The sequence below is a fragment of the Rhizobium sp. 05N49 genome (assembly GCF_056396805.1).
Genome location: NZ_JBFTME010000017.1, coordinates 54,321 through 75,591 on the forward strand (window position 1 = coordinate 54,321; position 21,271 = coordinate 75,591).

Here is a 21,271-nt window from a genome sequence, read left to right on the forward strand (position 1 = left end):
CCAGGTCCAATTGACCAAGCGCAACGCGCGAAATTTCGGATGGCGCATCATACCCCGCGAGGCCAACGGGCTTCGGAATCCAACAGGAGGTAAAAATGACGGACTTAGGAATCCAACAGGACATAATCGACGAGCTGGCGTTCGAACCCAGCATCGACGCCGCCCATATCGGCGTCTCGGTGGAAGATGGCATTGCGACCCTCTCCGGTCATGTCTCGACCTATGCCGAAAAGCTGACGGCAGAGGACGTGGCAGCGCGGGTGAAGGGCGTCCGGGCGGTGGCCGCGGACATCGAAGTGCGGTGCGTAGGTCACAAGCAGCATGCGGACGACCAGATCGCATCGCGGGCGATCGACATCATCGCCTGGACCACGGCGCTCCCGGAGGGGCCGGTTCATGTTAAGGTCGAGGACGGCTGGGTGACGTTGTCGGGCGAAGTGCGCTGGCAGTTCCAGAAAGCTGCCGCCGAGCATGCCGTCAGGAAGCTCGGTGGCGTCGTCGGCGTCCTCAATCTGCTCACGATACGGCCGTGCCCGACGGTGCCGGACGTCCGCCGTCGGATTGAAGACGCGCTGAAAAGGAGCGCCGAAGTCGACGCCGGGGGCATTTCGGTGAAGGTTCAGGACGACAAGGTCGTTCTCGAAGGCGGCGTGCGCGCTTGGCACGAACGCGGCGTCGCCGAACGGACGGCCTGGTCTGTTCCAGGCGTCGCCACCGTCGAGAACCACATCCGCATCAACTGAAAAAGAAGGAGGGGTCGCCCCCTCCCTCTCTCCGCGCCCACCGTACGCCACCCCCTCGGCGCAACGGAGGGTTGACCGTCAAGCCGCCTTGACCGTGATCTTCTTGTCGTTCTTCTGCCGCTCGGGCGTCTTAGGCAGCGTTACCTTGAGAACGCCGTTGGAGAACTTCGCCTCGATCTTCTCGCTGTCCACGCCGCGCGGCAATTCCAGGCTCCGGTGGAACGATCCGTAGCGCCGTTCGGAAAGGTAATAGTCGTTTTCCTTTTCCTCCTTGGCCTCGTTCTTCTCGCCCTTGATGGTGAGCACACCGTCGGCGAGCGTGACGTCAAGATCCTTGGCGTCGACGCCCGGAAGCTCGGCCGACAGCTCGAAGGCTTTGTCGGATTCAACGAGATCGACGGCGAGCATGCCGCGCGAGAACGCGGCCGGCATCCTGCTGAGGGCCCGGTCGAAAATCGACGGACTGCCGAAGTCGTTGAACACGCGGTCGATCTCGGATCGGAGGCTGTCGAGGGGCCACCAGCGGTCGGCAGGCGCCGCCGGCCTTGCTTCGGTCTTAACGGAAAGTTTCGTTGAAGAGTCTGCCATTGTCATTCTCCTTCTCTCAAGAATGCCGTCGTTCACAGGCGGCGACGCGCACATAGAACAGTCCATCGCCTTCTCAGTCTTTGATCACCGTCAAATCACCCTGGCTTTTGTCATTCGAGTTTCCCCGAACTGGCGATTGACCTGGGACAAGGTCCCAACTGCCGGACCATGCGAACATTTCCTCTCAATCGAGGAGGAAAGCCACCATGACATCGGGATATTGCGTCCGCCTGCTCCACGTGGACGATGCGCTGATCGCCTACAGCCTGATTCAGGTGGCGGCTCCGTGCTTTTCTGCCGACGATTGGGCGCAAGTGGTGGGGAACGCCGATCTGTGGACGCTCGTCTCGTTAAAGGATCCGGCAGGCTATGTGCGTGGGCTGGCCGCCTACCGGATCGGCGCGCATCCGATCGCCGGACGATTGATGGACGTTCCGATCTTCGCGGTGGCGAGCGTCATTGACGACATGACCATCACGGACCTCCTATTCACCTCGCTTCGAAGGCGATCGGCGGGATGCGACTACATGCGGTTCTGGGCGCAGTTTCCAGGTGATTTCTCAGAGATGGAAAGCGAAGACCGATTTCGTCGGTGGGATCATGGCCTGATGTTCAGGATCGACCGGAAGCCGTCTCCGGCCTTGCTGTAAAGAGATATCCGACGCCACGAACAGACTTGATCAGGCTTGGATTTGCCGCATCCGTCTCAATCTTGCGCCGCAGCCTGACGATCAGTGCGTCGATGGTGCGGTCGAAGCCGTCGCGGCCACGCTTGTGCGTCAAGTCCATCAGCATGTCACGCGTCATGACACGCCCTGCATGGGTGGCGAATACATGCAGCATGTCGAACTCCCCCGTAGACATCGCCACTTCGTCCCCGGCCGGGTTCGTCACCGCTCTCCGTTCCACGTCAAGCCGCCATCCAGCGAAAAAGAGCACGCCTGCTTCCGGGGGTGCGGCTTCGTTGGAAACTGTGCGTCTCCGCAGAACCGTCCTCACGCGGGCGAGCACCTCCCGGAGATGGAATGGCTTGCCAATGTAGTCGTCCGCGCCGACCTCCAGACCGACGACGCGGTCCATGACATCGTCGCGGCCAGACAGTATGATGATGGGAACGTCCGACCCTGAACGGATTTCCCTTGCGAGCTGGAGCCCGTCGCAGTCTCCCGGCATGACGACGTCAAGCAGAACGGCGTCGAATTTCGCCCCCGCCATTCTGGCGCGCATCTGTGAGCTGCTGCCTGCCACGTCGACGTCGAATCCCTCCTCGCCGAGATATTGCGCGAGCATTCTTTGGATCCGAACATCGTCGTCCACGACAAGTATGCGGGTCCGTCTGACAGTTCCGCTCGTCATTCCAGCATTCTTCGCTTGTTACGGATTGTTACACGATCGCACCAAGTCTTACGCTTCTCGCATTCCGGTGTCATCAGCGTTCGGTCAAATCCAGGCCACGCAACGGCAGATGGAGCCACGACATGCAAGCGGTATCAAACATCCATTCACTCGAACGGCCACTGTCGCATGGAATGATCGACTTCGCCCCGCTGTTCATGCGCCAGACCGTCGAGACTGCCCAGTCGGGAACCACGATCTTCTTTGAGGGCGACGCCGCCCGGCACGTGTTTCGCATCGTGCGCGGGAACGTCCGCATATGCCGGTTCCTTCCCGACGGCCGCCGCCTCATCATCGGTTTTCTTGGTGCAGGCGACCTGGTCGGACTATCATTTCGCAACCGCTACATGTTTGCAGGCGAGGCTATCGATGAGGTGGCCTTCACCCGAATGAACAAGCGGACGCTGGAAGAGGAACTGCAACTCGTGCCTGATTTCCGGCTTCAGCTTCTGTCGCAACTTCGCGACGAAATCTCCGCAGCGCAGGACCACATGCTCCTGCTGTCGCACAAGAACGCCGAGCAACGCGTCTGCACCTTCCTGCTGCATCGGCTGGAACGGAGCGAGGGACGGGACGGCCGGACGATCAGTCTGCCGATGGTCCGCGCCGATATCGCCGACCATCTCGGCCTGACGATCGAGACCGTGTCGAGGACGCTTACCAAGCTGGTCGCCAAAGGCATACTATTGCCTGCGGACAAGCATCAGTTCAAGGTTGCGAGCCGGTTGGCACTGGCCCGCACCGCCGACGAAGACCCGGACGACGTGTTCGAGGACGTAGACGCAGGAGCACGCTATGCTGGAACACGCTATCAGTGAGACAGACCTGGACCGGATCGTGCGCATGTTCGACGGCTCCAATCTGATCGTCCACGGCTTCGATGGCGTCATCCAGCGCTGGACCTCGGGCTGCGAGCAGCTCTACGGGTGGTCCGCGTCGGAGGCCGTGGGAAAGGTGGTTCACGATCTTCTGGACACGCGATTCCCGGCGGACGTGGAGGAGCTTCGGACCGAAGTGCGTAACAACGGGTCCTGGACCGGACAGGTGGGGCACCGGCGAAAGGACGGTGCCAGACTCACGATCGTGACGCGGTGGACCGTTCTCGAACTTGGGGATCCGCACACGCTCATCGTCCAGTCCAACAACGACGTGACCCTCAAGCAGCAGGTCGAGGACGAGCTGCGGGAGCGGCAGGCACACCTCCAGTCCATCCTAGCTACGGTCCCCGACGCGATGATCGTGATAGACGACAAGGGTTGCATCGCCTCGTTCAGCACCGCGGCGGAAAAGCTGTTCGGGTACTCACCGCACGAGGCCATCGGGCAGAACGTCTCGATGCTGATGCCGTCTCCGGACAGGGAGGCGCACGACGGATATCTGGATTCATACATTCGGACCGGACGCCGCCGGATCATCGGCTACGGGCGCGTGGTCGTCGGCCTCAGGAAGAACGGGACCACCTTTCCGATGGAGCTCTCGGTCGGCGAGGCGGTCGCCGGCGGCAAGCGGACCTTCACGGGCTTCGTCAGGGATCTGACGAGCCGCCACCGCATTGAAGCCGAGCTGCGGCAGTCACAAAAAATGGAGGCGGTCGGACAGTTGACCGGAGGGCTCGCGCACGATTTCAACAATCTGCTCGCCGTCATCAGCGGAAATCTCGAAATGCTGGAGGCCCGTCTTGCCGAACCGGGGCAGTTGTCCCTGTTGCGGGAGGCGCAATCAGCGGCCGACGACGGCGCGAGACTGACCTCCCAGCTTCTGGCATTCGGAAGGCGGCAGGCTCTCGCACCAAAAGAGCTGGACGTCGGCGCCCTGCTTGGAGAGTTTTCAGACCTCGTCCAGCGAACGCTCGGCGACTCCGTCGAACTCCGGACGATCATTCCTGGACGGCGGCTGAGCGCGACGGCAGACAAGGCGCAGCTCCAGAGCGCGCTTCTCAACCTTTCGATCAACGCCAGGGACGCGATGCCCGCCGGCGGCCGGCTGACGATCGAGATATCCGGCGTCGAGATCGACTCCGACTACGCCGGGATGTTCCCGGCGATCCGGCCCGGCAGATACGTCCTCATTTCGGTCACCGACACCGGCACCGGGATGACGTCCGAGGTGAGGGAGAGGGCTTTCGAGCCGTTCTTCACCACGAAACCGACGGGCTCGGGAACGGGTCTTGGACTCAGCATGGTCTACGGTTTCGCCAAGCAATCCGCAGGACACTTGCAGCTCTACAGCGAACCTGGCGAGGGGACGACGGTGCGCCTCTTCCTTCCACGCGCCGACGCCGGGAAGAATTCCCATCCGGACGAGCAGCGGGCCGAGGACGCCCCGTCTCGGGGCACGGAAACCATCTTGGTGGTCGAGGACGACGCGAGAGTTCGCAGAGTGACGGTCAGCCGCCTGCAGACGCTTGGCTACTCTGTGATCGAAGCAACGAACGGGATCGACGCATTGAAGGAGCTGGAGGCGGGGCACGACGTTGCACTGCTGTTTTCAGACGTCGCCATGCCCGGCATGAACGGCGACGAACTGGCCCGCAAGGTTCGCGAGCGCTGGCCGAGGGTGAAAATCCTTCTCACGTCCGGCTTTTCAGAACCCCATGCTGCGGAGAAGGAGATCGAAGCCGGCGCCGGCTGGCTAAAGAAGCCATACACGGCGTCGGAGATGTCGACCCGTCTCAGGCTGCTGCTCGACGCGAGGCATGATAGCGATTCTGGTTGAAGGTGGGATTCCAAGTCGGCGAAACGGGTCTCATTGGCGCTGTCGCTGTTGGTATACGTAACATCGACGACGGTATCCGTCCTGGCGACAGATCCAGCTAACATCCCCGATCGGCCTTTCTGGACAACAAGCTTTTCCTGACGCTCGGGACGGAGGCTCAGCATCGGCAAGTGCAGAATTTCGTTTCGAAGACGAGAGTGACGCGGCAGTCGGGTAAAGCCGAAGAGACGGTCTGATCTTCAATCACGGGATTGGTAGCGTATGCGAGGGCGCTCGCAACGGCGCCCTTGCCGCTGAGCGGGCGGAGCGGCTAACGTCCAGCCGCTCCCAATAATTCGATCACCCAACCGTCAGCCGGTCGTCGAGAGTGCCGATCCCCGGAGCGGACCATGCAGCGCGCTCCGCTGCCTGCCGCTCGGACCAGGTCTTCACATTGCCGGATAGGGTGACCTTTCTGCCTTGGACGTCGATTCTGATTGCACCGGCCTCCAGAGCGGCGTCGCGCTGGAACGCATCTTCGATGAGTTTCTTGACGTCCATGGCTGTAATGCGCGGCTTCAGCTCCACGAGATTGGATACCCCTACAACGCCGGCGAGATCGCGCACCGCGTCGTAGGCCGCGTTCTTTTGATATTGCCACTCGACCTGGCCCCGTAGGGTGATCCACCCCTTGAGAACCCGCACCTGCACGGAATCCTTTGGCACGGAGACGTTCCAGTCGAGCATCTTGACAGCCCGACGGGCGATGTCGTCGTCGTCCGTTTCCTTCGGTCCGAAAATCTGGACCTCGATGTCGGCAGCTATTCCGCGTACGCCCTTGAAGCGACGAACCACCCGCTCTGCGGCCTCTTTCTCCGCGTAGGTACGCACGTGACCGGTCAGGGTTACGATCCCGTTGTGGACCGCGACTCCGATGCCAGCCGCGTCGATGCTGGGCTCGAATTCCATTTCGTCGAGAATGCTCTGTCTGAGATGAATGTCGTTCATGACAACCTCCTTCAGGTTTGCGACGAGACGATCTTGCCAGTGCCGGAGAGTTTGGGCGTTGATCTTCATCAAGCACGAGAGCGACCTTGGGATTTCAGCGAAAAGAACACGGTCTGCGGGGCTGTTACTGGGTCTGCACGTCGGCGGCGACAAAGAGGCTGTGGCCGTTCCTCAGGACGGTGACGAGAGCGCGGGTATGCTCCTTCACGAGTATTGCGAGGAGTTGCCCGACGTCCGTCACCGGCTGCTGGTCGAGAGCGACGATAACGTCGTCTGGCTGCAGGCCGGCCTGTGCCGCGACCGAACCCTCGGCGACGACGACGACGCGCGCGCCGAGGCCGTCGGGGGAGTTCGCCATCTCGACGTCGGCGAGAGGGCCACGGGAGATATGGATGGTACGAGGAGCGGCCGGTTCGGCGACCGGTGCGGCGGATACCTCAGGAAAGGCCTCTATCCTTCGGCTGGCGCGATCGATCTGGAAGGACGGCTTGGATTGCAATGGTAGCGATCCCACAAGCCTGCGTACGTCGGACGCGCCGCGCACCGTCCTTCCGTCGACCATTCGGACGACGTCGCCCGGCTGAATTCCTACATTGGCCGCCGGCGAACCGGGAAGGACTTCGCTGACGAGCGCCCCCGGCCCTTCATCGACGCCGAACGCCTTTGCGAGACCCGGCGTCAGGTCCTGCGTGACCAGTCCGACCTCGCCACGTACAAGCTTGCCGGTCAGGATGAGCTGCCTCATCACGATGCCGACCGTCTCGGCGGGCACTGCAAAACCAATGCCGATGCTTCCTCCGGCGGGGCCGATGATCGCGCTGTTGATCCCGACGACGACGCCGTCCTCGCTTACAAGCGCGCCGCCCGAGTTGCCGGGATTGGTCGACGCGTCCGTCTGAATGAATCCTTCGTACCCCTCCGATCCTACGGCGCGGCGTCCCAGCGCGCTGACGATGCCCATCGTGGCGGTCTGGCCCAGCCCGAAGGGATTCCCGATCGCGACCACGACGTCGCCGACATGGAGTGAGGACGCGCTTCCAAAATCGGCCTGAACAAGATGATCGGGTGGAATTTGAACGACGGCGACATCCGTCTCGGGATCAGCGCCGACGAGTTTCGCTTTGAAGCGTCGGCCATCGGAGAGCGCCACCTCGATTTTTGAGGCGCTTGCGATGACATGCTGGTTGGTGACGATGTAGCCGTGGACCTCGTCGATGACGACACCCGAGCCGGCCGATTGGAAGCCGTGCTCTGCCGGCGCGGCGTCGTCAGGTAGTCCGAAGAATTTTCTGTAGAAGGGATCGGCGAGTGTCGCATCCGCGTCGTCGAGTTCCCTGCCCTGCACCGAGATGCTGACGACGCTCGGCACGACACGCTGGAGCATCGGCGCGAGCGACAGGCTGTCTGCAACGGCTGGAGCCGACAACAGGCTCTCACCTGCGATGAAGAGCGCCCCCAGGGCTACCAACGAACGCGACATCTCTGATCTCCTCGCGGAAGCGCCGCCGGTTGTCGACGAACGTCCTGACGAAGAAGCTTCCGTTTTGCCCGAACGATCCGCATTGATCCTCGTCAACGAGGACGGCGGCTATGGAACGATCACGGCGGCTCCAGTGACGCGGCCTGCGCGCAGATCGTCGAGAGCCTCGTTCGCATGCTCAAGAGCGTAGACGCTGGTGACGCATCTGACCGCTGCCGCCTTCGCGATCGAGAAGAATTCCGACCCGTCGCTCCGCGTCAGGTTCGCCACCGAGACTACCCGCCGCTCGCCCCAGAGCAGACGGTAGGGCATGCTCGGGATGTCTGACATGTGGATGCCGCCGCAGACCACCGTTCCGCCCTTCCGCACTACGTCGAGCGCCATCGGCACGAGCTCGCCGGCCGGCGCGAAGATGATGGCGGCGTCGAGCGGCACCGGCGGCCTCTCACCGGAGAACCCGGCCCAGACGGCGCCAAGATCAAGCGCGAACTTCCGCCCAGCCTCGTCTCCAGGACGCACGAACGCATAGACGCTCTGGCCCCGATGCTTGCACACCTGCACGAGGATGTGGGCGGCCGCGCCGAACCCGTAGATGCCGATCGTCCTCCCCTCGCCCGCCATCTTCAAGGATCGCCACCCGATGAGGCCAGCGCAGAGAAGAGGCGCGGTCGCCACCGGGTCCGTATCGTCAGGCAGTTCGAACGCGTAGCCCGCCTCGACGACCGCGTGCGTCGCGAAGCCGCCGTCGATCGTGTAGCCGGTGAAGCCGGGGGCGTCGCAAAGATTCTCGCGACCCTCTCGGCAATATGCGCAGTGGCCGCAGGTGTGGCCCAGCCAGGGTACCCCGACTTTTCGACCGATAAGACGACGAGGAACGCCCTCGCCCGTTGCGATCACGGTTCCCACAATCTCATGACCCGGAACGAGGGGAAGCTTTGGCTGGGAGAGGTCTCCGTCGCAGACGTGAAGGTCCGTCCGGCAGACGCCGCAGGCCTCCACCTTGACGACGACCTGGCCGGGCGACGCTGGCGGGTCCGGCCGCTCCACGAGACGGAGCGGCCGCCCCACCTGTTCGAGTACCATCGCCCTCACGCTTCCCTCCACCGGCATGTGCCACGCTCTAATTGTATCACCACCTTCCCGACCTTGGCTTGATCCCGGTCAAACATCCGGATTGATGCTCGTCAAAGACGGAACGCCTTGGAGCAGATAGGCTTCTGGACACAGCGCCACGACCTCATCCAAAGGAGACGGACATGCGCGAACAAGAAAAGACCCGCAAGGCAGCAACCGACATAGCCACGACCATTCCTCCAGTCGAGCGAACGTCCGCAGACCTTGTTCTCGAACGTCGGGACGAGGATCGCTGGGAGGTGACGGCGGCCACGCCGCGAGGCCAGGCGTGGGCGAGAGACCATTTCTGCTGCGCGCTCCGGCAATCCTTCACTGGCACCATGTGTCTCGACATCATGAGCGCCGATCGGCTTCTCAAGGAAGCGCATGACGATGGACTGACCACCGAGTTCGTCAGCCTGTCTGGAAAGGACATATACTGACATGTTCGCCACAGTCGTCTGCGCCATCGGCCGAGGATCCCGGCAACGCATGCTCCAGCTCGTCGAAACGGCCCGCGCGCAGCTCGCGCCCAACGGAAGCCTCCACCTCATTCACGCGGTGGAGGGCCTGCCCTCGTCGGCATCGCCGGACGATTGGGCGGTCGAGGTGATGGCCGCTGCCGAGACCAGACTTTCGGAAGCCCTGCGGTCGACCGGCACTCCTGCTTCAATACACGTCCGGGCGGGCAACCCGTCGCAGCTCATCGTCGCCATCGCGAAGGAGATCGCCGCCGATCTCGTCTTGATCGCCTCTCACCGGGACGACGTGCTCGACCGGGTCTTCGGCTCAGTCGTGGACCATGTCGTGCAGCGCGCACCATGCTCCGTACTCGTCTTGCGAACGACCCGGTGAGCCGCGCGCTTCAAACAACCGTCTTCGCTTCAGCCTCCCTGACCTGACCGGCGGCGGCTCGATACAGTTCGGCGGCGTGCGACAACGTTCGTGACCCGGCCTCGCACAGCCGCGCCACCTCCCTGGGATACTCCTCTAGCTCGCTCTCAACGTAGTCCGAAAGGACCTCGACAGCATCACTGTTGTCAATACTACAGACAAGTCGAGCCAGGAAATCGAAGTATCGGAGCCCCCGTCGCGCGGCGGACGCCGTCAAATCCGTGGTGACCCTCACCGACGCGGCGCAGATCTCGTCTTGAAACAGGAACCCCGTGCGAACAATGGGCGCGAGGTTGGCGTTCAGCGTGGCGCTGCGATGCAGGCTGGGGGGATATGGCATGTGGTGCTCCTTTTGTGGGATGTGGTCTCGGCTCGAGCTTCGGCGTTCACTCCGTTCTGACTGCGCTCCGTCCCGACACGGCCGTGACAGCAATGCCGTAGAAGACATGAGGAGAACCATCGAGCATTGGGACCTCGTGGGGCTTCATGGAGCCGATCTCCCACCAGTCCGAATACTTTTGGAGAAGCGACCACGCATGGAACCTTTCGCTTCGTCGCGCGTCGCTGTCCGGAAACTCCTCGAACCGACCGTCGACGACGACGCTTTTCCAACCGCCGGCGGCAGGACGCTGCTCGACGTGAAGGCAGACCCTGTCGTTTCCCCGCATCCACTCGAGCTTCTTGCCGGGCATGGTGAAGCTATAGGCGACGCCGCTGGAGAAGGCGAAGTAGATTGCCGCCACGTAGGGCTGGCCATCCTTGCAGCATGCGAGATGACCGAAGCGCTCGTTCTCAAGGATCCGGTAACACTCACCGGGGTTGATCTCCGTCAGCTTGATCGTCATGGCCGTGTTCTCCAGCTTTAACCAAGGCACGATCATAGGAGCTTCGTTGGGCCGCGGCCTTGACAAAGCGCAATGCGACCTCTCTCCGCGGCATGCATCATGACGGCTGTTTAACCTCAGGAGGCCAGCATGAAGCCGCAGTTCCATCTTCCGTTGTCGACCTATCCCGACCCGAGTTCCTTCACCATCATCAACAACGCGATCGACCTCGCTCGGCAGAACGACGCCGATCTCGTCGCCAGTGTCCCGCAAGTCCGGATCCCCCAGGTCCATCAGCCCTTTCCCACTTTTATCGATGTCGACACATGGCGGGAACAAGCAGAGGGGAATAGCCGGGACAACGGGACTTCGCTGCGGGAACATCTCACTGGAGCTGTTTCAGAAACCGGCGTCGAATTACGAATCCATCGGTTCGAGGCCACGGACCCGTTCGTCTACCAACGTTGTTCCGAAATCGCCCGGTGCCACGACCTCTCCATTGTCGAGGCCTCTGAACTGTCGCGCCAGTTTTCCGAGACGCTGTTGTTCGGAAGCGGCCGTCCCATCGTGCTGTTCCCCGCCACCAGCGTCTGCTCCCGCGTGGACACGATCGCCATTGCCTGGGACGGTAGCGCCACCGCTGCACGTGCCCTATCCTGCGCTCGCTTTTTCGTCGAACGCGCGACCAAGCTCCATGTCATCTCGATCACCGACGACAAGGAGATCGACGAGGCGAACCGCTCGCTACTGATTTCGTCTTTGAAGCACTCGGGATTCGACGTGGACGACGTGTCGATCCAGGCGGGCACAAATACCGCGACCGCTGCAATCCAGTCGGCTGCGCTGGAACGAAAGGCGGACCTCCTCGTCGCGGGCGGATTTGGTCATTCGTGGCTTCGTGAGTTTATTCTCGGCGGCGTCACTCGGGAACTGCTCGTCAAGGCCGAGCTGCCGGTGCTTCTCGCCCATTAGAGGGCGCGAAGGGCATTGAGAATGACCGCCACGTCGATAGCCTCCTGAAGCAATGCGCCGCCGACTGGCCGAAGGTATCCCGCTCCCGCAAACCCCATCGCGAGGAGCGAGAGACCTATGCCGGCATAGATGCTTTGAAGCGCGATCTTGCGGGAACGACGCGCAATGCCGATCGCCGTCGCTATCTTGGTGAGGTCGTCCCGGACGAGCACGATATCCGCGGCCTCCGCGGCCGCCGCAAGGTTCTCGACGCCGACCGCGATTCCGACATCGGCTGCCGCCAGCGCTGGCGCGTCGTTCACGCCGTCGCCGACCATCAGCACTTTCCCGTAGACGCGCTCTTTCTCGATGACTGCGACTTTGTCTGCGGGAGCGAGCCTCGCCGCGACGTCGTCCAAGCCCAGCGAGCGAGCTATGGTTGCCGCGACAGCCAACTCGTCCCCAGAAGCCAGGACTATTCGAGATATTCCTGACGCCCTGAGCTGAGTAACGAGTTGGACAGCATCTTCGCGAAGCCGGTCTTCGAGCGTGATCGTGCCAGCCGGCGTGCCGTCAAACAGCACCTTTACACGCATTGCACTGCGTGACCCGTTAGCCCCGGACGACGGCACCTCTCCGAAATACGTGTCTCCTCCGACGCCGACACACACGCCATCGACGATTCCGGAAATTCCGGATCCCGCGGTCTCGGTCACCTCCGATGGACGGCTCAGTACCAACCCACGTCTATGCGCCTCGTCCACCAGCGCGCGTCCAACCACGTGCCCCGATGCCTGGTCCAGCGAGGCGGCGAGCCGCAGGATCCTGTCGGGATGCTCCGGTCCCTCGATGTGCCCGACTTCCGGCTGTCCCGCAGTGAGCGTCCCCGTCTTGTCGAACACCGCCACGGTCGCCTGGGCGAGCGCCTCGAGAGGTCCCGCACCCTTCACCAGAACGCCCTCCTTTGCGGCTTTCGAAGTGCCGGCCGCAAGTGCGACTGGTACCGCAAGGATCAACGGACAGGGCGTGGCGACGACCAGCACGGCCACGATCCTTGACAGGTCTCCGGACATGAATGCCGAGACTCCTGCAATCGCTACCGTGGCGAACAGGAACCACACCGAGAACCGGTCGGCCAGGCGCATCAGCTTCGCCTTGGAGCGCCTCGATGCTTCCACGAGCCTCACTATTCCGGCATAGGTGCTGTCCTCGGCTCGGCTTAGAACGCGGATTTCGATCGCGTCCCCCTCGTTCGTAGCGCCACTTGAAATGTTGCCACCCCTGGCGATGCGCACTGGGAAAGGCTCTCCGGTCAGCACCGCCTGGTCGATCGTCGCGACTTCGCCGACGAGAGCCCCGTCGGCCGGTACGACGTCACCCTTGCGTATCAGGAGCACGTCGCCGACCGCGACCCTCTCGATCGGAATTTCTTCGAAACCGGTTCCGGCAAGCCGCAGAGCCGTCCGCGGAACTTGCGCCAGCAAGGCCGACATGCCCTCGTCGGCGCGACGATGTGCGTATGCCTCCAGAAACTGACCGCCGGAATACATGAGACCGACGATCGCTCCAGCAAGATATTCGCCGAACCATAAGGAGGACCCCATGGCCAAGGCTGCGATCAGGTCCAGACCGTATTCCCCATTTCGCACCTTCTTGGCGATCTCAATACAAAGAGACAGCAGAATCAGGCTGGTGCAGCCTACCAGGATCAACCGATATCCAAGGCCATGATCCGCGAGATAAAAGGCGAGTGCGGCCGCAAGCGCAAGGAGCGACGACAGCACCAGAAGGCCCGACCGGGAGCCCGCCGCCCTCAGTCGCGACATGCCGCCCTCAGGCCACGTCCACCTACCCACCCTCCAAGCCGCCGCTGTAGCCACCTCTCACCCTCCCATCAATCCAGAAGTCAGCGGAACGATTTTGCGCAATCGATGCAGAACGGCGTATAGGGAACCGCAGTTAGCCGCTCCTTGCCGATCGGATGGTGGCATTTGACGCATCGCCCATATGTGCCGTCGTTCAGCCGGTCGATAGCCGCGTCGATGGCCGCGATCTGATCGCGCCCCTCGGCTTGCATCTCGCGAAGAACTTCGTCGTTCTCAACCTGGGTCGCACGCTCCTCGCTGTCCTTCTCGAGCGCGACGCAGAGATCCGCATCGATCGCTCCGAGACGACGGACAAGGTCATCCTTCATCGTCTGCAACACGGCCTGTACTGAGCTATTATTCATTTTAGTGCCTTCCAATCTTGCCTGATCAATGCGGGTCCACACGCGGCATCGTCGGGAACCAATCCAAGCGCAGCGCGTGGCCGCATAAAGGCGCGGTCCATAAATCGGCTCCAGCATATCTCAGTTCGATCGAAGCTCCTTGATCCCGGTCAATGCCTCGTGCGCGGGAGCACATAGGCTGTCGGGGGAGCCTTCAATGAAATCGTCGCGACAAGCCCGGAGCCCATGATGAATCTGACGGCGCAGACACCCGCCCCCACGACGCCTGCGGTGATCGGACTGACAAGCATCGAGGCCGAGGAACGCCTCGCCGAGCTTGGACCCAACACGCTGCCCGAGCCTGAGCCCCCATCGCCGCTGCGGGTCTTTCTCATCCAATTTCGCAATCCGATCATCTACATCCTCTTGCTGGCATCGGCGCTCTCGTTTGCGACCGGCAGGATCGAAGACGGCCTGTTCATTCTCGTCGTGCTTCTGATCAATGCCTCCATAGGCACCTACCAGGAGTACTCTGCGGATCGAGCGGCCGCCGCCCTTCGCAAGCTTGAGCAGCCGTCGGCCAGGGTCATACGGGACGGCGTGGCTTGCAGGATCGAGGCCAAGCGGCTGGTCGTGGGCGATCTCGTTCTTCTGGAATCCGGCGACCGAATCCCTGCCGATCTGATGCTTGTCGATGCAAGTGATCTCCGATGCGACGAGTCGCTTCTGACCGGCGAGTCGATGCCGGTCCCCAAAGGGCGAACCGTCGAAGGATCGTCGGATGAAACCGCCAGTTCCATGCTGCTGCTCGCGGGTTCGCTGGTGACACGCGGACGAGCCCAGGGCGTCGTGACCGCTACGGGTACCGCGACCATGCTTGGCGGCATCGCCACCGAGTTGGGAAGAGCCAGTTCGTCGCAGCCCCCGCTCGTTGCCCGTCTGGCGAAGTTCACGAATGCGCTCGCGGTTTTCGTAGGATTGGCAGCTTTGGTGCTGGTCGTCGCGGGCTTCATGCGGGGCCTCCCTCTGCACGATCTGATCATGATGTCCGTAGGTCTGGCGGTGAGCGCTGTTCCCGAAGGGCTCCCGATCGCGATCTCCGTCGCGCTTGCCGTCAGCATGCGGCGGATGGCCGCCCGCAACGTCATCGTCCGAAGCATGCCGGCTGTTGAGGCCCTCGGTTCGACCACGATAATCGCCACGGACAAGACGGGTACCTTGACCAGCAACGTGCAGACGGTGACCGAAATTCGCCTGCCGGACGGCACGGATATCGCCCTGGACGCCCATGCAGATCTCGACAAGTGCGAGATCAGGGCGAGCGGCCTGGACAGCGACCTGGTCCGCGAGAGGGCGCGCAGGCTGCTACGCGCTGCACTGCTCGCAAACGAAGGAACCCTGGCTCGCCGCGACGATCTCTGGGTCGCCGCCGGAGACACGGTCGACGTGGCGCTTCTTGCAGCAGGACGGAAGGCCGGGCTGGGACAGGAAGAGTTGAACGACCGATACCCGCTGGCGGCAAGGATCGCCTACGAGCCCGAGCACAAATACGCTGCATCCTTCCACCACGGCAGTGATCGGATTCATGTCTTCGTCAAGGGGGCGTCGGAGGTGCTCATAGAAATGTCTGATCGCATGGACTCCGCGGGAAACGTAGTCGAAATCGACCGTGCGTCGCTTTTGGCGCAGAAGGAAGAAATGGCCGCTCGAGGCCTCAGGGTGCTCGCGTTCGCCGAAGGGGAAATCGGCGCGTCCCTCGCCGGAAGCCTCGGACACGGTCACCTTGTCGATCTCGTGTTCTTGGGGCTGGCCGGACTGCAGGACCCTGTTCGACCTGAAGTGCCGAACGCTATGAAAGACTGCCACGCGGCGGGCGTGGAGGTCGTGATGGTGACCGGGGACGACCCGCGGACCGCTGCCGCGATTGCCCGAGATGCCGGCCTGAGCTTTCACGCGGGCCAGGTCGTTTCGGGCCACGACATCGATGAAGCCGCTCGAGCGGGCGACCAGCGGCTGGACGAGACCACGAGAGAGGCCCGCATCTACGCCCGCGTGCAGCCAGTGCAGAAATCGGCGATCGTCGCATCCCTGATCCGCAATGGACATATCGTCGCCGTCACTGGAGACGGTGTAAACGACGGTCCGGCGTTGAAGAAGGCGCATGTCGGCGTCGCAATGGGGCTCAGGGGAACCGAGGTGGCAAAGGAAAGCGCCGATCTCGTCGTCACGGACGACAACTTCGCATCCATCGTCGCGGGGATCGCAGAAGGCCGGGCCGCCTATCGCAACATCCGCAAGGTGGTGCTGATGTCGGTCGCAACAGGCGCCGCCGAGGTCCTGCTCTTCATGCTCGCGCTACCATTCGGCCTGCCCATGCCGCTCCTCCCTGTTCAGCTCTTGTGGCTCAATCTCGTGACAAACGGCATCCAGGACGTCGCGCTTGCCGGCGGCAGGCCGGAAGGAGACGAACTGGCGGGGCCGCCGCGTTCTCCGCTCGAGCCTGTCCTCGATCGGACGATGATCCGGCGCGTCGTCCAATCGACGGTTGTGATCGGCGGAGCAGCGTTCCTTGCCTTCCAGTGGATGATTGCGCATGGATATGGCGTTCCCGAAGCACGCAACATAACGCTTCTGATCTTCGTGATGTTCGAGAACGTCCAGACCCTGGCGTGCTCCTCCGAAAGACGATCGATATTCTCCGTCGATATCCTTCGGAACCGGTTCCTGCTCCTCAGCGTGCTCGCCGCCCAGACGATCCACATCTCGGCGATGTACGTGCCGTGGCTTAGCGGAACGCTCGGCCTGTCGCCAATCACGCCTCTTGAATGGAGCCTCAGCATGCTGATCGCTAGCTCCCTCGTTCTAGTGACCGAGGTCGACAAGTTCGTCTCCCGGCGACGCCGCGATCGTTCATCCCATGCTTGACGAAGATCAAAGAACGTCGCCGCAAGTGCCGTTATCCTCTCGATATTCAACAAAAGAGAGGTGATCGAAATGTCCATTCGCACGGTAATGAGCATCCTGACTTCCAAATATTTCGACGAAGACCTGAAGGCCGCCGTGGAGTTTTGCGGAGCCTCCGGAGCGCATCTCAGCGCGGTCGTGATCTGCATGGGCGCGTCGCCGATGATGGGAGAATACAACTCCCTGTCGACCGTCTGGCTGGAAGAACGCCAGCGCGAAATCGAGGAACTCGTCAAGAAAGCCGAAGAGATCAAGGCGTATCTCTCGAGCACCGAACTGTCCTACGATGTGCAGGACGTCTATACGGAATATGCCTTTGCGCGGGAGGACATTGCAGAACGGGCGCTCTATGCCGACGTCGTTCTCGTCGGCCGCCAAGCGTGCAAGGACGAGGAACTCCAGAAACGGGTCATGGATGGCGCTCTGTTCCATACGCCGACGCCGGTCATCATCAATCGCGGACGGCGGCCGCTCTCTTCCACTTCCAAATCGATCGTACTGGCATGGGATTCGAGCGACGAGGCGTCGCGTGCCGCAAGGCAGGCCCTCGACCTGTTGAAGACGGCGGAATGCGTCTACGTGACGATGGTCGATCCAGTCTCGCGAGAGCGGGTGAATGGAGAAGAACCAGGCGCCGACATCGCGAGCTTCCTGTCCCGTCACGGAGTCAAGGTTCAGGTGGATCGCGTGGCCAGCGGCGGAAACGCGGCCGACGAGGTCCTGAGGCAGCATGCGATGGACGTGAACGCCGATCTGATCGTCATGGGAGCATACAATCACCCTCGCTGGCAGCAGACGCTATTCGGAGGCGTGACGCGCAACATGATCGAGCAAAGCAGCATGCCAATATTCATGGCGCATTGAGGAAGGACACGGCCGCGTTGCACGCGCCGTGCCGGAGTGGCGGCATGTCGCTTTCAGACACGATGGGTACGACCATCTCAATCAGCGACGCCGCCGCTGGTTTCTACAAGATCGTCAACGTATTGGTGTTGCAACGGTCGCCCGCTCTTCATGCGCGAGGATCACTTCTGGACGGAAGTCACGGCTCGCCTGCTGTCGAGTCCTTCGCTTGGCGCCTTCGCCCGGCACCACCGTCCCCCAGTTCCCATACAAAATGTATGCAGCAACCACGAAGATGAGCGCTGCGAACAGGCGGTTGAGGATATTCTTGTAGGCGCTGCGCTGCGCCGCGAGCAACATACCAAAAACGCCCCCGACAATGCCACCGCCGATAAACTCGGAGGCAAGCCACCAATCCATCAAGCCTGAACTGGTATAGCTCAGGGCCGTCGCCAGTCCGAACACAGCGACGGAGAGGAGAGATGTCCCGATCTCGTTGATCATCGGCATGCCCGTCGCCAGCATGAGGCCGGGAACGATCAGGAAGCCCCCGCCGATCCCGAAGAAACTCGATGTAGCGCCGGCGGCGAGTGCCCCGGCGGCGATAGCATGGCACATCTTAAGATCGATGGGCCGACATTCTGCCGATACTGGCTTCCTGGGCTTCAACATGTGGACGCCAACGACGCCGAGCGCGGAGAATACGGCCGCGCAGCGCCACCAGACGTGCCCCTTGATCGCGTGGCTTGCGAAGTTCGCGAAGGCATTCACCGAGACCGCAAGCGCACCCGTTCCGATCGCGATATGCGGCTGGGTCACGCCAACCACGTAGAGTAGTAGCGGCGTCGCCAGGATGGACCCGCCACCGCGAGCAGGCCGAGCATGAAGCCGACGATTCCGCCGGAGCCAGCTGGCGCCAAAATGGAGGTGTTCACGTCCGTCTGCTCCATACTCTGTCATACAAGGTCATCCCGACCAGCATGGCGATGACGAACAGGAACGTCTGGGGAAGGCCGACCGATAGCGATGCGATGGCCGGACCGGGACAGAAACCAGCGATCCCCCAGCCCAGGCCGAACAAGGCCGAACCAACGACCAGCGGAGCATCGATCCGACGGTTCGTCGGCACGTGGAAGCTGTCGTCGAAGGCGGGACGCTTCATCCGTTTCATGATGTGGACGCCGGTGAACGCGACAACGATCGCGCCGCCGAGAACGAAGGCAAGGCTCGGATCCCAGGCGCCCAACACGTCGAGGAAGCCTTGGACACGGACCGGGTTCAGCATGCCGGACAGCGACAGGCCGATGCCGAAGACGATACCCGAGGCGAGAGCGGCCATGAATTGGTGGATGTTCCGGTTCATAGTCCTAGACCTCGCAGAATTGCGACGGCGATGACGCCGGCCGTCAGGAACGTGGCGACCGCCATCATCGACCGCGGCGACAGGCGGGCAAGCCCAAGCACGCCGTGGCCGCTGGTGCAGCCCGATCCCATGCGCGAGCCAAAGCCGACAAGCAGTCCGGCCACGATGAGCAGCGGCCAGCCGGTGGTGATCTGCACGACCGGCCAGCCGCCGAACATGAGCAGATAGGCGAGCGGCCCGAGCAACAACCCGAGCGCAAAGGCGAGATTGGTCGTCAAGCCGATCCCTTGCGCGAGACGCCCCACGATCCCGCTGATCCCGGCAATCCGGCCGTTGAGGAGCAGAAGCATGACGGCCGACACGCCGATCAGCATGCCCCCGACCAATGAGGGGAGATACGCGTTCACTTGTCATCCTTTACGCAGAAAATGTCATAGAGGGCGGCGACCAGTTGCGCGGGCTTCTCTTCCGTCAGACTGTAAGGTCTCGCCATGGGCAAACAACCGGTCCCATTGCGAGCCGGTCGGAGGCAAGCCCAGGCCAGTTGTAGATGCCCTTCCACAGCTTCTGGACGTCCACGAAGCGCTCGCCGCTCTCCGTTTGTGCGCCGGTCTTCCCTTGCAGATAATGGGCGGCCGATTTTGCCCGTCTTTATGTCGCACTTATGAACATTTTGAATGCCCCTCATCAATGCGGCACCCGCCCTTAATAGGACGGGGATGAGGGTTTCACCATTCTGATGATTGCCCAGATCCGCAATCAGCATGATGATACGCCCAGGATTTCCGGCTCAACATGCGTCAATTATCATTCCTTGATCCGGGCCATGCATGTTTTACATCTTCAAGGCCATCGGCTTGACCTTGAGCGTCCTTCAACAAATCCTCTGCGTAGCCTTGCGCATCGGCTATATCGCGGAAATGAAGTCCCAAATTGCGGCCACCGACCTCAATGCCGCGAAGTACATCTGCAACTAAATCTTGCCTTTCCTGAGCGTTGTGAAGGTGAAGCAATCTTGTGACACAACTCAACGCAACGAATTCAAGAACTAGCAGACGACCTTCAATTTCTCCAATCGTCGGCGCCGATGCACCGTTATTGTCGTGAGGATTTTGGTCATCGGTTTTCGACATGGCAGAGATCCTTGTAAGGAGACGAGGAACTCTTCGCTTCTCGTCTGATCGATCCTTAATTCATTAACTGTCCGTGGTGCGTCCGCTCATATCGACGATCTCCAGCGCATAGAAAATGTGTGTTTGTGATACTGCATCCGCCAACTTGGAGGCGGGCTTCAACGCGCCGGGCTCCCACCAGTCAACGTGTCGTGAAAGGAGAGCCCATGCCCGATCCTTTTCTTCGCGACATTCGTCCGCTCCGAGGTCAATGAATCTTGCATCAATGATCACACTTTTCCATGACTGTCGGCTCTTTAACTTGTCGATCTGGACGCAGACGTTGGGGTTACGTCTCATCACATCCAGCTTTTTCCCAGGCAACGTGAAAAAATACAGTCGATCATTGGCAAAGGCATATTGAACAGGAACGACGTATGGGATGTCGCCTTCGGCGCAGGCCAACCGGGCAAGCCATTGTTTCTTCACGAATGCGATACAATCGTCATATGGCATTTCTTGGATGTTCATTGCTGCTCCTATCGGAATATCCAGCCTTCCATCACGAATAGTACACGCAGTTTCGGTTTGTCGGTTTTTGGACGTCCGATAGATTTTTCATTGCGATGAAACGCGAGGACCGAGTGTCGCAGTTCATAGACGGGTAATAGAAGCGGATCGATGGTTTAAAATGCCACTCCATTTCTCAACGCCTTAAAGCTGCGGTTCCCCCTGCTCGCTCTAGCGCTTCGTCGAGTAGCGCTTTGGCATATTGCGACGTAGCCGTGATGTCGGATTCAAGCAGTTTCGATCGTTTGCACTTTCTTTCGATCGCGCGTTGAAGTGATGTTATCAGTTCGGTCTGACCACGGGCGTCACGATGGCTCAGGAGCCTTGTTAGAGCGGTAGCCGCTATCACTCGGAGAACAAAAAGGCGACCTTCAATTTCACCCAAGGATTCCACCGCGCTACCTGGCGGACCACCAAGGCTATCGCGCTTAGCTCTCAACATTGATATCGCTCCTGTTTGGCCGGCTAAACGAACGCCCCCAGGATGGCCTCTCTATTCATTTAGCGCATTGAGGCAAAT

General features: G+C 61.5%; 22 protein-coding genes and 2 pseudogenes. 9 read left to right on the plus strand and 15 right to left on the minus strand.

Annotated elements, in window-relative coordinates; translation table 11 throughout:
* Positions 1–95: 95 nt before the first annotated feature.
* Positions 96–743: a BON domain-containing protein gene (locus tag AC1DF8_RS27255; RefSeq protein ID WP_130686288.1), complete on the plus strand. Its 648-nt coding sequence runs from the start codon at positions 96–98 to the stop codon at positions 741–743.
* Between the two features lie 78 nt (positions 744–821).
* On the opposite strand, the gene AC1DF8_RS27260 is transcribed toward AC1DF8_RS27255, so the two are convergent.
* Positions 822–1,331, minus strand: coding sequence for an Hsp20/alpha crystallin family protein (locus AC1DF8_RS27260; RefSeq protein ID WP_165419625.1), 510 nt, complete (start codon positions 1,329–1,331; stop codon positions 822–824).
* A gap of 239 nt (positions 1,332–1,570) precedes the next feature.
* Here AC1DF8_RS27260 and AC1DF8_RS27265 point away from each other — a divergent pair, with 239 nt between their 5' ends.
* Complete coding sequence (locus tag AC1DF8_RS27265; protein WP_478155745.1) at positions 1,571–1,981, plus strand: hypothetical protein; 411 nt, start codon at positions 1,571–1,573, stop codon at positions 1,979–1,981.
* On the opposite strand, the gene AC1DF8_RS27270 is transcribed toward AC1DF8_RS27265, so the two are convergent.
* A complete protein-coding gene (locus AC1DF8_RS27270; protein ID WP_478155746.1) occupies positions 1,944–2,687 on the minus strand; it encodes a response regulator in 744 nt (247 codons plus the stop codon). The two genes, AC1DF8_RS27265 and AC1DF8_RS27270, sit on opposite strands and share 38 nt — an antisense overlap.
* Before the next feature lie 122 nt (positions 2,688–2,809).
* Between AC1DF8_RS27270 and AC1DF8_RS27275 the strand changes: the two genes are divergently transcribed.
* On the plus strand, positions 2,810–3,544 hold the full coding sequence (locus tag AC1DF8_RS27275) for a helix-turn-helix domain-containing protein (protein WP_027689848.1): 735 nt from the start codon (positions 2,810–2,812) through the stop codon (positions 3,542–3,544).
* Positions 3,522–5,441, plus strand: coding sequence for a hybrid sensor histidine kinase/response regulator (locus tag AC1DF8_RS27280; RefSeq protein ID WP_478155747.1), 1,920 nt, complete (start codon positions 3,522–3,524; stop codon positions 5,439–5,441). Before AC1DF8_RS27275 ends, AC1DF8_RS27280 begins: the two co-directional genes overlap by 23 nt.
* Positions 5,442–5,780: 339 nt before the next feature.
* Here the strand turns inward: AC1DF8_RS27280 and AC1DF8_RS27285 are convergent, their stop codons facing one another.
* From AC1DF8_RS27285 to AC1DF8_RS27295, 3 genes are all read right to left on the minus strand, one after another.
* A complete protein-coding gene (locus AC1DF8_RS27285; protein ID WP_478155748.1) occupies positions 5,781–6,428 on the minus strand; it encodes a BON domain-containing protein in 648 nt (215 codons plus the stop codon).
* 124 nt (positions 6,429–6,552) lie between these two features.
* A complete protein-coding gene (locus tag AC1DF8_RS27290; protein ID WP_478155749.1) occupies positions 6,553–7,908 on the minus strand; it encodes a trypsin-like peptidase domain-containing protein in 1,356 nt (451 codons plus the stop codon).
* 108 nt (positions 7,909–8,016) lie between these two features.
* Positions 8,017–9,000, minus strand: coding sequence for a zinc-dependent alcohol dehydrogenase family protein (locus AC1DF8_RS27295; protein ID WP_197729467.1), 984 nt, complete (start codon positions 8,998–9,000; stop codon positions 8,017–8,019).
* 164 nt (positions 9,001–9,164) lie between these two features.
* Between AC1DF8_RS27295 and AC1DF8_RS27300 the strand changes: the two genes are divergently transcribed.
* Both AC1DF8_RS27300 and AC1DF8_RS27305 read left to right on the plus strand, forming a co-directional pair.
* Entirely contained in the window at positions 9,165–9,464 is a 300-nt protein-coding gene (locus AC1DF8_RS27300) for a hypothetical protein (protein ID WP_033180261.1), read from the plus strand.
* Position 9,465: 1 nt separating this feature from the next.
* Positions 9,466–9,876, plus strand: coding sequence for a universal stress protein (locus tag AC1DF8_RS27305; RefSeq protein ID WP_033180260.1), 411 nt, complete (start codon positions 9,466–9,468; stop codon positions 9,874–9,876).
* Between the two features lie 10 nt (positions 9,877–9,886).
* On the opposite strand, the gene AC1DF8_RS27310 is transcribed toward AC1DF8_RS27305, so the two are convergent.
* Positions 9,887–10,255 (minus strand): hypothetical protein, encoded by a 369-nt coding sequence (locus AC1DF8_RS27310; RefSeq protein ID WP_029872999.1) that lies wholly within the window; start codon positions 10,253–10,255, stop codon positions 9,887–9,889.
* Positions 10,256–10,301: 46 nt separating this feature from the next.
* Entirely contained in the window at positions 10,302–10,760 is a 459-nt protein-coding gene (locus AC1DF8_RS27315) for a pyridoxamine 5'-phosphate oxidase family protein (protein ID WP_197729457.1), read from the minus strand.
* A 129-nt stretch (positions 10,761–10,889) separates the two neighbouring features.
* On the opposite strand from AC1DF8_RS27315, the gene AC1DF8_RS27320 reads away from it, so the two are divergent.
* The gene (locus AC1DF8_RS27320; RefSeq protein WP_478155750.1) at positions 10,890–11,711 is read left to right on the plus strand and encodes a universal stress protein; all 822 of its coding nucleotides are present in this window, start codon (positions 10,890–10,892) and stop codon (positions 11,709–11,711) included.
* Here the strand turns inward: AC1DF8_RS27320 and AC1DF8_RS27325 are convergent.
* Both AC1DF8_RS27325 and AC1DF8_RS27330 read right to left on the minus strand, forming a co-directional pair.
* Positions 11,708–13,570, minus strand: coding sequence for a heavy metal translocating P-type ATPase (locus AC1DF8_RS27325; protein ID WP_478155751.1), 1,863 nt, complete (start codon positions 13,568–13,570; stop codon positions 11,708–11,710). The genes AC1DF8_RS27320 and AC1DF8_RS27325 overlap by 4 nt on opposite strands.
* 26 nt (positions 13,571–13,596) lie before the next feature.
* Entirely contained in the window at positions 13,597–13,920 is a 324-nt protein-coding gene (locus tag AC1DF8_RS27330) for a TraR/DksA family transcriptional regulator (RefSeq protein ID WP_130686279.1), read from the minus strand.
* 225 nt (positions 13,921–14,145) lie between these two features.
* Here AC1DF8_RS27330 and AC1DF8_RS27335 point away from each other — a divergent pair, with 225 nt between their 5' ends.
* A complete protein-coding gene (locus AC1DF8_RS27335) occupies positions 14,146–16,824 on the plus strand; it encodes a cation-translocating P-type ATPase (protein ID WP_478155752.1) in 2,679 nt (892 codons plus the stop codon).
* A 69-nt stretch (positions 16,825–16,893) separates the two neighbouring features.
* Positions 16,894–17,727 carry a universal stress protein gene (locus tag AC1DF8_RS27340; protein WP_478155753.1) on the plus strand — a complete coding sequence of 278 codons (834 nt, stop codon included), beginning with the start codon at positions 16,894–16,896 and terminating at the stop codon, positions 17,725–17,727.
* Between the two features lie 114 nt (positions 17,728–17,841).
* Here the strand turns inward: AC1DF8_RS27340 and AC1DF8_RS27345 are convergent.
* From AC1DF8_RS27345 to AC1DF8_RS27370, 6 genes and pseudogenes are all read right to left on the minus strand, one after another.
* A pseudogene (locus AC1DF8_RS27345) lies at positions 17,842–18,656 on the minus strand (sulfite exporter TauE/SafE family protein).
* Positions 18,638–19,069, minus strand: coding sequence for a DUF6691 family protein (locus AC1DF8_RS27350; protein ID WP_478155754.1), 432 nt, complete (start codon positions 19,067–19,069; stop codon positions 18,638–18,640). The pseudogene AC1DF8_RS27345 and the gene AC1DF8_RS27350 overlap by 19 nt, the downstream one beginning before the upstream one ends.
* Positions 19,066–19,476 carry a YeeE/YedE family protein gene (locus tag AC1DF8_RS27355; RefSeq protein WP_478155755.1) on the minus strand — a complete coding sequence of 137 codons (411 nt, stop codon included), beginning with the start codon at positions 19,474–19,476 and terminating at the stop codon, positions 19,066–19,068. The genes AC1DF8_RS27350 and AC1DF8_RS27355 overlap by 4 nt, the downstream gene beginning before the upstream one ends.
* Positions 19,477–19,524: 48 nt before the next feature.
* Positions 19,525–19,708, minus strand: a pseudogene (locus tag AC1DF8_RS27360) (bifunctional sulfur transferase/dioxygenase Blh); the annotation flags it as partial.
* Between the two features lie 161 nt (positions 19,709–19,869).
* Positions 19,870–20,202 (minus strand): hypothetical protein, encoded by a 333-nt coding sequence (locus AC1DF8_RS27365; RefSeq protein WP_478155756.1) that lies wholly within the window; start codon positions 20,200–20,202, stop codon positions 19,870–19,872.
* A gap of 63 nt (positions 20,203–20,265) precedes the next feature.
* Entirely contained in the window at positions 20,266–20,712 is a 447-nt protein-coding gene (locus AC1DF8_RS27370; RefSeq protein ID WP_478155757.1) for a pyridoxamine 5'-phosphate oxidase family protein, read from the minus strand.
* Positions 20,713–21,271 lie beyond the last annotated feature (559 nt).

What these genes read in the sequence shown, in the direction of transcription:
- AC1DF8_RS27255 (WP_130686288.1), top strand. Translation starts at nt 96, where the DNA reads ATGACGGACTTAGGAATCCAACAGGACATAATCGACGAGCTGGCGTTC.
- AC1DF8_RS27260 (WP_165419625.1), bottom strand. Translation starts at nt 1,331, where the DNA reads ATGGCAGACTCTTCAACGAAACTTTCCGTTAAGACCGAAGCAAGGCCG.
- AC1DF8_RS27270 (WP_478155746.1), bottom strand. Translation starts at nt 2,687, where the DNA reads ATGACGAGCGGAACTGTCAGACGGACCCGCATACTTGTCGTGGACGAC.
- AC1DF8_RS27275 (WP_027689848.1), top strand. Translation starts at nt 2,810, where the DNA reads ATGCAAGCGGTATCAAACATCCATTCACTCGAACGGCCACTGTCGCAT.
- AC1DF8_RS27280 (WP_478155747.1), top strand. Translation starts at nt 3,522, where the DNA reads ATGCTGGAACACGCTATCAGTGAGACAGACCTGGACCGGATCGTGCGC.
- AC1DF8_RS27285 (WP_478155748.1), bottom strand. Translation starts at nt 6,428, where the DNA reads ATGAACGACATTCATCTCAGACAGAGCATTCTCGACGAAATGGAATTC.
- AC1DF8_RS27290 (WP_478155749.1), bottom strand. Translation starts at nt 7,908, where the DNA reads ATGTCGCGTTCGTTGGTAGCCCTGGGGGCGCTCTTCATCGCAGGTGAG.
- AC1DF8_RS27300 (WP_033180261.1), top strand. Translation starts at nt 9,165, where the DNA reads ATGCGCGAACAAGAAAAGACCCGCAAGGCAGCAACCGACATAGCCACG.
- AC1DF8_RS27305 (WP_033180260.1), top strand. Translation starts at nt 9,466, where the DNA reads ATGTTCGCCACAGTCGTCTGCGCCATCGGCCGAGGATCCCGGCAACGC.
- AC1DF8_RS27310 (WP_029872999.1), bottom strand. Translation starts at nt 10,255, where the DNA reads ATGCCATATCCCCCCAGCCTGCATCGCAGCGCCACGCTGAACGCCAAC.
- AC1DF8_RS27315 (WP_197729457.1), bottom strand. Translation starts at nt 10,760, where the DNA reads ATGACGATCAAGCTGACGGAGATCAACCCCGGTGAGTGTTACCGGATC.
- AC1DF8_RS27320 (WP_478155750.1), top strand. Translation starts at nt 10,890, where the DNA reads ATGAAGCCGCAGTTCCATCTTCCGTTGTCGACCTATCCCGACCCGAGT.
- AC1DF8_RS27330 (WP_130686279.1), bottom strand. Translation starts at nt 13,920, where the DNA reads ATGAATAATAGCTCAGTACAGGCCGTGTTGCAGACGATGAAGGATGAC.
- AC1DF8_RS27335 (WP_478155752.1), top strand. Translation starts at nt 14,146, where the DNA reads ATGATGAATCTGACGGCGCAGACACCCGCCCCCACGACGCCTGCGGTG.
- AC1DF8_RS27340 (WP_478155753.1), top strand. Translation starts at nt 16,894, where the DNA reads ATGTCCATTCGCACGGTAATGAGCATCCTGACTTCCAAATATTTCGAC.
- AC1DF8_RS27350 (WP_478155754.1), bottom strand. Translation starts at nt 19,069, where the DNA reads ATGAACCGGAACATCCACCAATTCATGGCCGCTCTCGCCTCGGGTATC.
- AC1DF8_RS27365 (WP_478155756.1), bottom strand. Translation starts at nt 20,202, where the DNA reads ATGTCGAAAACCGATGACCAAAATCCTCACGACAATAACGGTGCATCG.
- AC1DF8_RS27370 (WP_478155757.1), bottom strand. Translation starts at nt 20,712, where the DNA reads ATGAACATCCAAGAAATGCCATATGACGATTGTATCGCATTCGTGAAG.